Origin of the sequence: Pseudomonas sp. URMO17WK12:I12 (assembly GCF_000514395.1) — a bacterium.
Lineage (GTDB): Bacteria > Pseudomonadota > Gammaproteobacteria > Pseudomonadales > Pseudomonadaceae > Aquipseudomonas > Aquipseudomonas mucoides.
On record NZ_AZVV01000003.1, the window covers coordinates 63,272 to 76,349 of the forward strand.

The following is a 13,078-nucleotide window of genomic DNA, read 5'->3' on the forward strand; positions in this document are numbered from 1 at the left end:
CTCACCACTCCCGGTAGGCGATGCCGTTGAGCCCCTTGCCCCGGGCCTTGGAGTAAACGTCAAAGACGTCTTCACCCTCCCGCGGGTTTTGAGCCGTGCTGTCGTAAGAGCGCAGCCCCCAGCCACCTTCGTCGTCACGCTTGACCGCTGTCAGCGGGTCATGGGGCACGCGGCGCAAGAAGTAGAACTTGGCACCCTTGGCGCTGCGCACATCGCGCACGCCTTCGACCAGCACTTGAAGATTGGGTGGATAGCCGCTGCTGTTCAGCGACTTCTCGATGTAGCCGGCGTCAAAGGCGCGCTTGTAGGCGTCAATGGCGTCGCGAATCTGGTACAGCGCGGTGCGCAAATCCTGCTCTTTGCCCCGGCGCACCACGGTCTCGGTCAGCGGCGCGGCCATACCGGCCAGCAGGCCGATCAGGGCCAGCGTCACGACGACTTCGATCAAGGTAAAACCGCGTTGCGAGGCGTTCATGATCAAGGCTTCTCAACAGTGACTTGAGGAGTGGCGGAAGCCACCGGCCGGCCGACGGTCACTTCGGTGGTCACGCCAGGCACCGAGCGGTCGATGTGCTCGTTCTGAATTCGTGGCTCCATCCGCCGATCCGGCGCCTGGATGTGCATGCTGGTTTCGGTGCCGGTAGGGAATTCCATGTCCGACGGGCTCTGGTACGGCAGGTTGCGCACGATCCGTGGGGTGATCGACAGCACCAGCTCGGATTTGCCGACGGTGTCCTTGTTGCTGCCGAACAAGCGGCCAAGGCCCGGGATGTCGCCAAGACCGGGGATCTTGTTGCCCGTGGCGCCGTGGTCGTTACGCACCAGGCCGGCGAGGATCTGCGTTTCGCCGTCATGCAGGCGCAGCGTGGTCTGAGCGTTGCGGGTATCAACCTGAACCGGAATGGTGCCTTGGCGGGTCGGTTCCAGCGGCGTGGCGTTACTGACTTCCAGAGCGATTTTGATCGCCACTTCGTTGTTCAAGTGCACGATCGGCTGCACTTCCAGCTTCAGACCGACGTCGAGGTAGGTGACGCTTTCGGTGATCACCGGCCCTTGAGTCGACGGCACCGAGGTCGCACTGATGATCGGCACGCGCTGACCAATGTGGATGCGCGCCTGCTCACGGTTGCTGACACGAATCACCGGGCTGGCCAGGGTGTTGATGTCGTTGTCCTGGGCGTTGATCTTGGCTTGCGGCGACGGCGAGATGGAGATCCGGCTGGAGTCGATGCCTTTGAGTTGATCGAGGATCGTCACCGGCGAACCGTCGGTGTTGATCACGCCGAAGGTGTTCGGCCATTGCAGGCCAAGGTCGAGAATCCGTTGACGGGCCACTTCCATCACTTCCACTTCCAGCACCACTTCCGGGTTGGACTGGTCTTGCGATTGCAGGAGCTTTTCGGCCATGCGCACAGCGTCTTCGGTGTCGCGCATGGTCAGGGTGTTGAGGCGCTCATCGACGAACACGTCACGGGTCTTGAGCATGGTCTTGATCATGTTCAGCGCGGTGTTGGAATCAATGCTGGTCAGGTAAAAGGTGCGCATCACCAACTCTTGATAGTCCTTGAGCTTTTGCGGCGAGTCCGGGTAGATCAGCAAGGTGTTTTCGTTTACCACTTTCTGGTGCAACTGGTTCTGTTGCAGCAGCAGTTCCACCGCGTCCTCGATGCGCACGTCACGCACGAAGATCGTGGCTTTCATGTCCGGGCGCAGGTCTTTGTCGAAGATGAAATTCAGACCGGCCACCTGGGACAGCACTTCGAAAATGGTTTTCAGGTTGGCGTCGCGAAATTCCAGGGTCACCGGGCGGTCCAGGCGGGTGCGCAGTTGTGGGTACGGGACCACGTTGCGGCTCTGCACCAGGCGGATGTTGCCTTGCAGTTCCAGAGCACCTTCATTCTTGGGGTCGAGTTCGAGGATCTGTTTGACCTGGCGTTCGGCGCCGTAGATGTCTCCGCGACGCAGGTCGCCACGGGCCAGTTCGAGTTTTTCATCCATGCTGCGCAGGTAGTCGAGCTGGCTCAGCGCCTCTTGGGCGCGACGGTTGTGTGGCTCGATGTTCAGTACTCGGCCATAGGCCATTCGTGCCGAGGGGAAATCACGCGTGGCGCGGGCCATGTCGCCCTGGCTCAATAAATTCGTGACCGCCAGCGCTCGTCCGCTGTTGAGGGCCAGGTGCAGTTCGGTGTCGCGAGGGTCTTCACGCAACCCTTCTTCGATACGGGCCAGGCCGGCCTCGTATTGCCCCGACTCGATCAGTTGGGACGCCTCCTGGTTGGCGAGCTGCGCCGAACTGCACGCGGCCAGCGCTGCAGCGATGCAGACACTCAACAGCAAACGGGATGTGTTCATTGCGCGCTCCCCACAGACAAGGTCTGGGACAAATGCAGAGGCAAGTAGACAAAACTGAGTTCCACATCGGAAATCCGCTCGATCCGCCAGGTTTCGTCGATCACATCCCCTTTGCGTACGACGTATATTTTTTCGCCGTTCTGCAAAAACACTTGCAGGTCGGAACGGTCATTGAGCTTGCCAATGAACTGGAAAGGCATCGGCGGTACGCTGGGGGCTTGTACCACCGGGGTCTGGTTGACGGGTTGTTCGATGACGCTGGCGAGGGTCGGCGCGACCTTCCAGCTGCGGGCGGTGAACAGGTCGCCGGACGGGCTGAGGTCCTTGATCACCACCGGTTTGCCGTTGGCCGTTACAGCCGGCAGCGTGCCGGTTTTGCTTTTGACCGGGGTGGTTGAGGCGGCGACAGACTCGTCGCCCTCATCGGTTTTCTGGAAATATTGAGGTCCCCAGGCCAGTCCCGCGGCCACACCGAAGAACGCCATCCAACCCAGTACGCGCTTGGTATTCATCATGACCTCGACAGGTAAAGGGTCATGCGGATCCGCCCGGTCAGGTCGGTGTCGGCGATCTTCTTGCGCTGCAACTCCACGTCTTCCAGCACCACCGCCGGCAACTGGCCGAGCAAGGCGTGCAGGAAGCGTCGCAATTGCGGATAGCTGCCGCGCACCGGCAGCAGAATCTGATAACGGGCCAGGTGCGTCTTGGGGTCGATGCCCAGCGAATATTCACCGCGCGACAGGGTGATGTGTTCCTGACTGGCCAGCGCGTAGATCTTGTCGATGGCCACGGTGGCCTGTGGCTGCGACGGCAGTTTGCTGCGGAAATCGTCGAGTTGACGCTGCGGCACCACCGGGGCGGCGACGCTGCCGTCTTCAACCTTGGCCAGGTACTCGCCGGCTTCACGGGTCTGCTGGCTCAGCTGTTGCAGCGCTTGCCAGTCCGGCATCAAGCCGCCCAGGCCATACACCAAAGCGACCAGCAGCAGCGCCATGCCCACCAGGCCAGGAACGCCCAGGCCTTGCAGGTATTCGTGGACGATCAATTTAGGGATTCGCATCGCCGATCTCCCAGCTGGCCGACAGGTTGAATTGCACCGGGTGTTCCGGCACGTTGGCGACGATTTCGTGGCTGAGCAGCGACACGTCGGACAGCTCGTCGCTGGCTTCCAGACGTTGGTGGAATTCGAGCATGGCTTCCAGATCCCGCGCCTCGGCGCTGATGCGTACCTGACCTTTGCGCGCATCCGGGGTCAGGGTCAGCAAGGCAACGTTGTCGCGTGGCATGGCTTCGAGCATGGCGAACAGACGCTCCCAAGGCCGGCGCAGTTGTTGAGAGACTTTGCGCATTTCGGCCAGGTTCTGAGCCTGCTCACGGGTTTCGGCCGGGGTCAGGGAGACCTTGCTGCCGTTGTCGCCGGTGAGTGCACGCTGGGCATGTTGCAGATGGCCTTGTTGTTGCGAGGCCTCTTCGTCGAGGTGTTGCTGGACGAAGAAACACACCAGCGCCAACACCACACCACCGGCCAGCAAGCTCCAGCCCAATGGGCCGGAACGGCGACGCGGCTGGAAGTCGAGCATCAGCGGGCGCATGTCAGGCCACCGCCCGAGACATCACGTACAAACTGTCGCGTACGGCTGTCTGGTCTTCTTCAAGGGTGCGCAACTGCACGCCCGGCACGTCGGGATGCGAGTCGATGCGCGCCGGTGCGTGCAGGTAGACGCTGAGCGGCCGTTCGCTGGTGGAGGCCTGCAATTGGCTTTCACGGCCGATCAGTGCGGTCAGTGCGGCATCGCTGTCACTGCTGCCCACCGAACGCACCGCCGCCCACTTCCCTTCCCGTGCCAGCAGCAGCACGCTGCGCACCGGCTCGGCGACGACGAACAGAAAGTCGCCGCCCTCAAAGCTCTTGTCGAAGTGGTTGAACGCGGCCATCAGGTACGGCTGCACCGAACGCAGGCGCATGCCGCGACCGCTGACCAGACTGCGCAGGCGCGTCAGCAAGTCTTGCGGCAGTGCAGTGGCGATCCGGTCGTAACCCGCCGGCTCAGCCGACAGCACCATGCTCCAGGGCTGCGTTGGTACGCCATAAAGGTCTTCGAAGCACAGTTGAGCGAAGCCGAGCAGTTCGTCGGGGCTGCTGATTTCTTCGCTCCAGGGCACCAGGCAGAAACGGCTGAAGTGCCCGGAGATCACCACGCAAAGTTCCGCACCGGCCTGCGTGTGTTCGCCGAGCAAACGGTCGAGGGTTTCGAGGGCGACGGCCCAGGCGTGGAAGCCTTCGTCGATGAAGCCGACGCTGCCCAGCCACAGGGTGTCGCTGCCGCGGCGTTGGCCGAGGCCGACACCGCTGGCGCCAAGCACGGCGATATACCGATCACGAGACAAAAGTGACACGATTGATCTCCTCGAGCGTGGTACGCCCCTGTTGCACCAGTTCCAGGGCCGACTCGCGCAACAGCCGCAAGCCACGTTTACAGGCGTGGGCCTTGATCTTCGAAATGGGTTGGCGCTCGACAATCATTTGCCGCAGCTCGTCGTCCAGGTGCAGCAGCTCGGCGATCGCACTGCGCCCGCGATACCCAGTGCCCCGGCAGTGGCCGCAGCCCTTGCCATGCACAAAGTGGTAGTGGCCGACGTCTTTTGGATCGAGGCCCGAGGCAAGCAATTCGTCGTCGGTGGGGGTGACCGGCGCGCTGCAACTGGCGCAGACCAGGCGGATCAGCCGCTGCGCCAACACCGCGTTGAGGGCCGACACCAGGCTGTAGGGGTCGATTTCCATTTGGGTGAAACGGCCGATCACGTCGAACACGTTGTTGGCGTGGATGGTGGTGAACACCAGGTGACCGGTGAGTGCCGATTGCACGGCGATTTGCGCGGTGTCCGGGTCGCGGATTTCACCGACCATGATCTTGTCCGGGTCATGGCGCAGGATCGAGCGCAAACCCCGGGCGAAGGTCAGGCCTTTCTTTTCATTGACCGGGATTTGCAGCACGCCCGGCAGTTGATATTCCACCGGGTCTTCGATGGTGATGATCTTGTCCACGCCGTGGTTGATCTCGGTGATCATCGCGTACAGCGTGGTGGTTTTGCCGCTGCCGGTCGGACCGGTCACCAGCACCATGCCGTAGGGTTCGGCGGCCAGGCGCCGCAGTTGGCGCAGGGTTTCCTCTTCAAAACCCAGGGCCTGCAATTGCACGCCACTGACTTTGTCGGCCAGGTCCTGTTTGTCGAGGACCCGCAGCACCGCGTCTTCGCCGAAAATGCTCGGCATGATCGACACCCGGAAGTCGATCTGCCGGCCGCTGATGCCGATCTTGAAGCGACCGTCCTGGGGCACGCGTTTTTCGCCGATGTCCAGTTCGGCCATGACTTTGACCCGAGAAATGACCTGCTCGGCGAACTCGCTGCCCTGGATTTTGCTGATGTTGTTGAGCACGCCATCGATCCGGTACTTGATCACCAGACCGCTGCCGGTGGTGCCCAGGTGGATGTCACTGGCGTGCATTTTCAAGGCATCGTAGAGGGTCGAGTTGACCAGTTTGACGACGACGCTGGCGTCTTCGCTGATGCTGGTCAGGGACAGGCTTTGCAGGTTGTCGACTTCAACGCCTGTGTCGGATTGGGCATTGAGCGATTCCACCGCGTGGAAGCTTTCTTCGTGACGCGCCAGGTAGGCTTTCAGGTCGTCGGCATGCACCAGGTACAGCGGCGCACCGTGCAGGCAGTCGTCGATCCAGGCCAGGCGCGAGGTATCGAAGGGGTCGGCAAACACGCCAATGACCGCGTCTTCGTGACGCAGCAGGATGAATTCGCGCTTGAGGCATTGGGCCAGGGTGACCCGGTCAAATACCGGGATGGCCTTGAACAGGCTGTCGGTGTCGAGCACCGGATAATGCAGGGTGGTGCCGAGGCACTGGATGAAGGGCATCGGAGCCAGTTCGCACAACACCCCGAGGGCTTCCAGTACCCGTTCGCCGGTACTGGTGGCTCGAGCCCGGGCCTGGGCCAGTTGCTCACTGGAAAAACGAGACGGTACACAGTCCAGCAACGCCGGTTCGACGGCAAGGGATAGACGGTCCATGGCATGCTCTCCAACGCCCGGGGCTTTGAGCCCTGTCGGCGCGGCGAGTCATCGCGGCGGGTGCCGGAACGTCTGGTCGCGCCAATTACTCCCCGGTGAGCAGTTGTTCGTCGTCTGGCGCCATGGAGGCCGATGTACTTCGTCGGCGATCTGCAAGCACCCAACTCCCGTCGTACAACTGCAGCGGGAAACTCTCGGTCCTGCTCTGGCGTCGTTCGACGAATCCTTCGGAGGTGCTCACGCCCGTTTTGGGTTCGCGCTCCATCCCTAAAAGGTCACAGACTGCTCGGGCCAGTTCCGCCAATGGAAACGGTTTGAACAGGATATGGCTGACTCCCAGTTGCAGGGCCCGCTCACAGACTTCAGCGGTGGGGTGCCCGGTAATCAGCACAAAATGGCACTTCCTGTTCTGGCGGACAGCATCGAGCACCTCAAAGCCTTCCATATCGGGCAAGCGGTAATCGAACACCATCACATCGGGTGCAAATTTTTCGGCTTCGCCGATGGCCTTCGCACCGTCGTTCGCTACCAGGACATCCAGCCCTTGCGCCACCAGATAATCCCGGAGGTTTTGTGCAAGCAGCTGTTCGTCTTCAACAACCAGTATTTTGTTCAACAAGGTGGACTCCTTGAAACCGCAGGTCCGATATCCGTGCCTGGGAGTACGCGCCTTAATTAGGCTAACGCACACTTCATGCCAGACTGAGTGCCGCTTTTTGGTCGACACATCGCGTTGATTTCCATGACAAAACCTTTTCGCTCGCAAACCCCGTCCCCCAAAGACGGGGAAGCGCCCGGATTTGCACTGAAGCTTTCCCCACATTTGGGGGTGAAGCTTCAATCATCGTCAATCCGTTCGATTCGATTGTTTGATCGAAGCTGCGCCAGGACTTGCAGGCGTGCTTGAGCCTGTTGCTGTCGGGCAAGATAAGCCCTGACCATTTCAAGCCCCTGCGTTTCTGAGACATCGGTTGCCTCCAAGTGGTTCTGGAGATAAATCAAATGCCAGCCCAACGGCGTACGCACCGGTTCGCTGACGGCCCCCGGCGTCAGGGCGAAGGCCGCCACTTCGAACTCGGGCAGCATGCGCCCACGAGGAAAATAGCCCAAGTCCCCGCCTTCGCTGGCCGACGCATCTTCGGAGCCGGCCTTGGCGACACTGGCAAAGTCCTCGCCCTGGCTGATTTTCGTGCGCATCTCTACTAAGCGTAGCCGCGCTGCTTCAACTGTGGCGGCATCGGCGCCTTGCGGCACTTTGACCAGGATGTGCCGGGCCTGGATTTCTTCGGGCCGGCTCATGTCGGCGCGGTGTTCTTCGTAAAACGCCCGGACCTGTTTTTCATCCGGTGATCCCCCTGCCTGGACGAGTTCGGCAAAGACTTGCTGGGCCGCCATTTCACGGCGGGTGTATTCAGTGAAACTGGCTTCATCAAAACCGGCGTCCTGGAGCCGGCGGGCAAACACCTCGGGGCCGCCGATGGCTTGTCGGGTCTGGTCAACCTGGCGTTGCACGTCGGCATCGCTGATCACCACGCCGCGCTTGAGGGCTTCTTGCCACAACAGCTCCTTGTCGATCAAGGCGTCCAGCGCTTTCTGCCGCAGCTGCTTATAAGCCTTGGGGCTGCGAATGTTGCCCACCGCCCTGCCCTGATCCTCGAGGAATTCGGCAAAATAGCGCTCCAGGCGAAACTCGGAAATCTCCTCGCCATTGACCCGCGCGGCGGCCGGGCCGTTGTTGCACCACGCGACCGGGACCCACAGTGTCAGCAGCATCAGCGCAATGTTGAGTTTCATGATCGGCCTCCGGTCAGGGCATGGCAGCAATGGGTTTGTAGGGTGCAACCACAAAGAAGCGCTGGTCGGGCAAGTCCACCGTAACGACGTGGGCACCGCTCAAGCCCAGACGGCGGCCAGGGCCAAAGTTGATCAACGGGGTCAACCCGGTCTCGAAATCATGCAAGCCTTCCAGGGCACTGATGAGCTTCTCGCGGCTGGCGTCGCGTCCGGCCTGCTTCATGCCTTCGCTCAGCAGCAGCATTGAGCTATAGGCACCCACTTGCAGCACCGCGTGCTGACCGCCCAATCCCTGATTTTCGCGCAATTGCGTCAGCGCCAGGCGCCCGGCCAGCGTCCAGTCGCTGGGCACGAACGGGTAGGCCAAAAACAATCGTCGGGAAAACCCGCTGGGCATTTGCAACACGTCACCGGCCACCTGATTCGAGGCCGCGAACAGGTAAGGCACCTGCCCCGCTTTTTGCAAACGCTCGGCCAGACGACTGAAGCCTCTGCCACTGCCCAGGTAAAACACTGAGCGCGAGCCCAGCGGGAGTTCGTCTTGTGCCTCGTCGTAGGCTTGCAACCGCACTTCTTGCCAGCCGTGATCCTGCAAGTATTGGCCGAGGTCCTGCGCCGCCTGCCGCTGGCTCGGTTCGTCCGGAAAGGTAATCAGCGTCGGCCCCTTGAGCACACGCAAATTGGCGGTACCGTAGTCGGCCAGGGCGATCAACTGTTCGCGCAGCCCCGGCAACGGTTCAAAGATTTGCCGACTGGCCTGCGCCATGCCTTGTAACGAGAGCGGCCCGATCAACGGAATCCCGGCCTGTTCCAGGCGCGCCGCCAGGTCCACATCCAGCGCCGGGGCCAGCGGTGAGATCAGGGCGAACACTTGTTCCTGTTCGATCAGTTGCTCCAGTGCCCGCTCGGCACTGGCGCGGTCCGGGCCAGGGTCGAGGATGGTCAAATTCACTTGTCGACCATGAATGCCGCCCGCCTGATTTATGCGTTCCACGCTGCCCTTGAGCACCGCCGCCACCGTGGCGCCCTCATCGGCCAGCGGCCCCTGACTGGGCAACAAGGTGCCCAGGTGCAGACTGTCGGCGGTCAAACCGGGGTCGCGGTCATCGGCCACACGCTTGAGGTAGGCCGTGAGGTTGCGCTGGTCCTTCATCGACAGCACGAACCGCGGCATCGCCGGATCGAGTCGGTTGTTGGCCGAATCGCGACCTTCGGCAATGGCTCGGGCCAACGCGCCCTCGGTGTAGGCCGGATAGTCACGGCCGTTGACTTGCTCCTGGCCATAACGGCTGGAGAGCCGCGACCAACTGATGTCCGGCGGGCGCACCCCGCCTTCCGGGCGCCCCTGACCGTCGGCGCCATGGCAGTTGGCGCACGGCAAGCTGCTGGCCGGCAAGATCATGTCGGCCGCGCCAACCCGGGCCATGACCGGCTCACCGCTCTCGGACAGCCCCTCGCGGTACAGGCGTTTGCCCGCACTTTCGCTGGGGGTGAGCGCTGACGCGTGGGCGGTGCAATGCATGCCGCCGAGCAGTAGCAGGCCGAGGACCAGGGACGTTTTCATGGCGCGCTCAACGACCGGCCACGGGCATGGTCAGCAACTGCAAGCGCTGAGCAATGGCGGCGGCCGGGGCATCGGGACGGATTTTGCTCCAGCGCTTGTTCGCCACGTCACCGACGATCAACTGCGTGGAATGCTGTTCGGGGGTCGGCACGATCTGGCCGATACGACTCAGGACAAGGTCCATTTGTGCCTTGTCACCGGTAAGAAAAAACCAGTGGGGTCCATCGACGCCCTGTTTCAAGGTGTAAGCCTTGAGTACCGCCGGCGTGTCGCGCAGCGGATCACTGGTAAGGGAGATAAAGGTGATGCCATCGGCCTTGTCGCCCAGTAACTCACGTACTTCCTTGAGCTTGCGGGTGATCAGCGGACAGGCATCGTTGCAGCGGGTGAAAATCACGTTCAGCAGCACCACGCGGTTTTGCAGCGCGTCACTGTAGAAGCGCAGGGTTTCGCCGTTCTGATCCTGCAACGGCGTGTCGGTGAACCAGGTTTTCGCATCGTGCGTGCCGGTCGCCGGTTGCGCGCCGGCCACCGCCGGCGCGGGTTCTTGGTGCCCTTCGTGGGCAAACGCCATCAAGCTGACAATGCAAAAGCACATCGTGAAGAGGATCAGGGCGAGCGCTCTCATGGCTGTTGCTCCATCGCAATGGCGGTGTGTTTGGCGTGGGCATTGCGCTGGCCGCTGATCTTCTCGACTTCACGGGTCAGGACGGCCGGGTCGGTGAAGCCGTAGTAGCGCGTCCAGTGACGGCTGTTGCCATCGCCGACGAGGATCAATGGCTGATGGTTCTTGAAGTCGCCACTGAACGAGCCCAGGCCCTTGAGGGTTTCAGTGATCGACTGCGAACTGCCGGTGAGCCAGCTCCAGCCCGGACCGTTCTGGAAATTGCGGGCGTAGTCGTTCAGGCGTTTGGCATCGTCGCGCTGCGGGTCGACGCTGATCGACACCAGTTGCACCTCGCCACCGACCCGAGCACCGAGTTGTTTTTGCACCTTGCCCATGATCGAGGACACCACCGGGCAGACCGTGGTGCAACTGGTGTAGATGAAGCTCATGACCACGATTTTGTTGCTGATCAGGTCCTTTTCCAGGCGCACTGATTTGCCGTTCTGGTCCACGAGTGCCACGTCGGCGAACTTGACCTGTGCGCTTTCGGACGTGGCGGGTTTGGCTGGCATGTCGTGCCCGGCGTGCTCGTCCGCCGAATGCGCCAGGGCCTGACCGATACCGGCCGCCAACAGGCAGAACGTCAGCCATCCCCGGTGTGCGATACGGTTCATGTCGGTGTCCTCTTCAGTTCGCAGTGCCGGGCAGAACCCGGACGCTGGCAAAGGTCTTGTCGTCGAAATTCGCACCCAGCGACGCCGCACGAACGTGCAAGTACCACGCGCCGTTCTGGTCCAGGGTCACCGGGGCTTCATAGATACCGTTGCCCACGTCGAGGGCCGCGACTTCCTGCACCCGTGACGTCGGCGCACGGAAGTAGCGCACCTGAACATCCTTGACCCCGCTGCGCCGGGTCTGCTGCTGGCCCTGGACGATGCGAAAGCGCACCACATAAGGACTGCCGAGGGTGGCCGTGGACTTGTCGAGCATGAATTCCACTTGGGGCACGCCGGGGTGTTGCGCGATTGCTGGGTCCGGCTCAACCAACGCGGTGAAGCAATGAATGATGTTCGGTTGATTGAGCAGGAACGCCACGTCGAAACGCCCGGCCGACGGCAACTTGATCCGCGCGCTGTACAGCCCCGGTTCGACCTCGCGCAAACTGCGGTCGATGACCATCGCCGCCCGCGCCACTTGCCCGCGATTGGGGTACCCGGACATCGGCGCGTTCATGCCTTCGGCGTAGAAGTAAGTGGTGTTGTCCACCGGGTTGACCACGAACACCGCGTTGTCGTCCCGCGACACCGCCAGGCTCGACGCCAGCGGCAGATCACCGGCCAGCCGTGGTGCTTGCGGCCCCGCTTCGAAACCCTGGCTGATCGGCGTACGGCCCTGGCCCAGCGACGACAGGTTGATCATCGTGACCTTGGCCGACGCCAGACCGCGGACATAGGCATAGGCCTTGGTGAACACCACTTGATAGGGCTCGGCCGACACGTCCAGTTCATGGATCAGCGAATCGGTGGCGGCGTCGATCACCGAGGCCTGGTTCTCCAGGGTGTTGAGCACAATGCCGAAGCGACCGTCAGCACTGAAGCCCATCGGCCCCAAGCCCTGCTTCGCCTTGATCACCCGGCGCACCGCCAGGCTGGCGCTGTCGACCACGGTCACGGTGCCGTCCTGGCCATCGGCGACGTACACCGCCTGGGACAGCGGCGAGTACGCCACTGACAGTGGGTGCGAGCCGGTCTTGAGTTGCTTGCTGACGGTCAGGCTGGCGATGTCGATGATGGTCAAGGTGCCGTCGTCGCGGTTGGTGACGAAGGCAAAGCGGCTGTCCTTGCTGAAGGTGATTTCGTGATGCCCGGCCCCGGTGGCCAGGTGTTTGAGGGGCTTGAGGCTGCGGGTGTCGATGACCGTGACGCCGGACTCGTCGGCGGTTGACGCGTTGTTGCCGACCCACAACAGACGCTCATCCGGTTGCAGGGCCACGCGCACCGGGTTGCTGCCGGCGCTCACCGACTCCAGCAATTTGAATTGTTCGCTGTCGATCACCGCCACTTCCCCCGCCGCTGGCATCGACAAAAACACCCGTTTGTTGTCCTTCGGGGTGACCCAATCCATCGGCGGTTGTTTTAGATCGATCCGGGCCATGGTGCTGGTGATGCCGCCCACCGACACTGACGGATCGACCACTGAAATACTGGCATCGCGGTTCATCACCAGCAGGAAGTAGCTGTTCAGATCCAGCAGCGGCCGCGCGCCAATGCTCGATTTGAGGAACACCCCGACCCGGGATTTGCAGCTTTGCTCGCGGCCCTGGGCCTGGTCGGCGGCAACGGTTTCGGGGTCGAGCCAGGCGCCAGGGTTGACGCCAGACAATGGCTGGCCCGAAGTGCTGTCCTTGACCCGGAACTGCACGTCGGCAAACTCGCCTTCGCGCAGTACACCGTCCTTGGCCAAAGGCTTGACCTCAAGCGCCACCGACACCCCGTCACGGGAGAGACTCTGGCCGCTCCAGGTGTTGGGCAAGGCGACTTCGCTGAGCATGCTCGGCGGCACGGTGCGCCACACGCCAAGGCTAATCAGCGCGACGCCTAAAACCAGCGCACCACTGGCGATTCTGATGGTCCTGTTCATCCCTCTCTCCCCTTCAGATCAATTACTGCCCCACCGA

The 13,078-nt window shown here is 62.1% G+C and carries 13 protein-coding genes; all 13 read right to left on the reverse strand.

All coding sequences use genetic code 11. The features are described 5' to 3' along the window. Position 1: 1 nt before the first annotated feature. Positions 2-475, reverse strand: coding sequence for a type II secretion system protein (locus tag D882_RS0100300; RefSeq protein ID WP_027921387.1), 474 nt, complete (start codon positions 473-475; stop codon positions 2-4). Between the two features lie 2 nt (positions 476-477). Further along, on the reverse strand, positions 478-2,352 hold the full coding sequence (locus D882_RS0100305; protein ID WP_027921388.1) for a secretin N-terminal domain-containing protein: 1,875 nt from the start codon (positions 2,350-2,352) through the stop codon (positions 478-480). Beyond that, a complete protein-coding gene (locus D882_RS0100310; protein ID WP_027921389.1) occupies positions 2,349-2,864 on the reverse strand; it encodes a hypothetical protein in 516 nt (171 codons plus the stop codon). The genes D882_RS0100305 and D882_RS0100310 overlap by 4 nt, the downstream gene beginning before the upstream one ends. After that, positions 2,864-3,412: a GspMb/PilO family protein gene (locus tag D882_RS0100315; protein ID WP_027921390.1), complete on the reverse strand. Its 549-nt coding sequence runs from the start codon at positions 3,410-3,412 to the stop codon at positions 2,864-2,866. Before D882_RS0100315 ends, D882_RS0100310 begins: the two co-directional genes overlap by 1 nt. Then, complete coding sequence (locus tag D882_RS0100320) at positions 3,399-3,944, reverse strand: PilN domain-containing protein (RefSeq protein WP_027921391.1); 546 nt, start codon at positions 3,942-3,944, stop codon at positions 3,399-3,401. The genes D882_RS0100315 and D882_RS0100320 overlap by 14 nt, the downstream gene beginning before the upstream one ends. Before the next feature lies 1 nt (position 3,945). Continuing rightward, positions 3,946-4,749 carry a hypothetical protein gene (locus tag D882_RS0100325; RefSeq protein ID WP_027921392.1) on the reverse strand — a complete coding sequence of 268 codons (804 nt, stop codon included), beginning with the start codon at positions 4,747-4,749 and terminating at the stop codon, positions 3,946-3,948. Beyond that, on the reverse strand, positions 4,730-6,436 hold the full coding sequence (locus D882_RS0100330; protein WP_027921393.1) for a GspE/PulE family protein: 1,707 nt from the start codon (positions 6,434-6,436) through the stop codon (positions 4,730-4,732). The genes D882_RS0100325 and D882_RS0100330 overlap by 20 nt, the downstream gene beginning before the upstream one ends. 85 nt (positions 6,437-6,521) lie before the next feature. Continuing rightward, a complete protein-coding gene (locus D882_RS0100335; protein WP_027921394.1) occupies positions 6,522-7,055 on the reverse strand; it encodes a response regulator in 534 nt (177 codons plus the stop codon). Positions 7,056-7,273: 218 nt separating this feature from the next. After that, a complete protein-coding gene (locus tag D882_RS0100340; RefSeq protein ID WP_027921395.1) occupies positions 7,274-8,230 on the reverse strand; it encodes a peptidylprolyl isomerase in 957 nt (318 codons plus the stop codon). Positions 8,231-8,243: 13 nt separating this feature from the next. After that, the gene (locus tag D882_RS0100345; protein ID WP_027921396.1) at positions 8,244-9,794 is read right to left on the reverse strand and encodes an ABC transporter substrate-binding protein; all 1,551 of its coding nucleotides are present in this window, start codon (positions 9,792-9,794) and stop codon (positions 8,244-8,246) included. Positions 9,795-9,801: 7 nt separating this feature from the next. Continuing rightward, a complete protein-coding gene (locus D882_RS0100350; protein WP_027921397.1) occupies positions 9,802-10,422 on the reverse strand; it encodes an SCO family protein in 621 nt (206 codons plus the stop codon). After that, positions 10,419-11,075 (reverse strand): SCO family protein, encoded by a 657-nt coding sequence (locus D882_RS0100355; protein WP_027921398.1) that lies wholly within the window; start codon positions 11,073-11,075, stop codon positions 10,419-10,421. Before D882_RS0100355 ends, D882_RS0100350 begins: the two co-directional genes overlap by 4 nt. Positions 11,076-11,088: 13 nt before the next feature. Further along, a complete protein-coding gene (locus D882_RS0100360; protein WP_027921399.1) occupies positions 11,089-13,041 on the reverse strand; it encodes a cytochrome D1 domain-containing protein in 1,953 nt (650 codons plus the stop codon). Between the last annotated feature and the right edge of the window lie 37 nt (positions 13,042-13,078).

Excerpts from the sequence above, each read along its gene's own strand:
- D882_RS0100340 (WP_027921395.1), bottom strand. The coding sequence starts at position 8,230 with ATGAAACTCAACATTGCGCTGATGCTGCTGACACTGTGGGTCCCGGTC.
- D882_RS0100355 (WP_027921398.1), bottom strand. The coding sequence starts at position 11,075 with ATGAACCGTATCGCACACCGGGGATGGCTGACGTTCTGCCTGTTGGCG.
- D882_RS0100300 (WP_027921387.1), bottom strand. The coding sequence starts at position 475 with ATGAACGCCTCGCAACGCGGTTTTACCTTGATCGAAGTCGTCGTGACG.
- D882_RS0100330 (WP_027921393.1), bottom strand. The coding sequence starts at position 6,436 with ATGGACCGTCTATCCCTTGCCGTCGAACCGGCGTTGCTGGACTGTGTA.
- D882_RS0100305 (WP_027921388.1), bottom strand. The coding sequence starts at position 2,352 with ATGAACACATCCCGTTTGCTGTTGAGTGTCTGCATCGCTGCAGCGCTG.
- D882_RS0100350 (WP_027921397.1), bottom strand. The coding sequence starts at position 10,422 with ATGAGAGCGCTCGCCCTGATCCTCTTCACGATGTGCTTTTGCATTGTC.
- D882_RS0100315 (WP_027921390.1), bottom strand. The coding sequence starts at position 3,412 with ATGCGAATCCCTAAATTGATCGTCCACGAATACCTGCAAGGCCTGGGC.
- D882_RS0100320 (WP_027921391.1), bottom strand. The coding sequence starts at position 3,944 with ATGCGCCCGCTGATGCTCGACTTCCAGCCGCGTCGCCGTTCCGGCCCA.
- D882_RS0100360 (WP_027921399.1), bottom strand. The coding sequence starts at position 13,041 with ATGAACAGGACCATCAGAATCGCCAGTGGTGCGCTGGTTTTAGGCGTC.
- D882_RS0100345 (WP_027921396.1), bottom strand. The coding sequence starts at position 9,794 with ATGAAAACGTCCCTGGTCCTCGGCCTGCTACTGCTCGGCGGCATGCAT.
- D882_RS0100310 (WP_027921389.1), bottom strand. The coding sequence starts at position 2,864 with ATGAATACCAAGCGCGTACTGGGTTGGATGGCGTTCTTCGGTGTGGCC.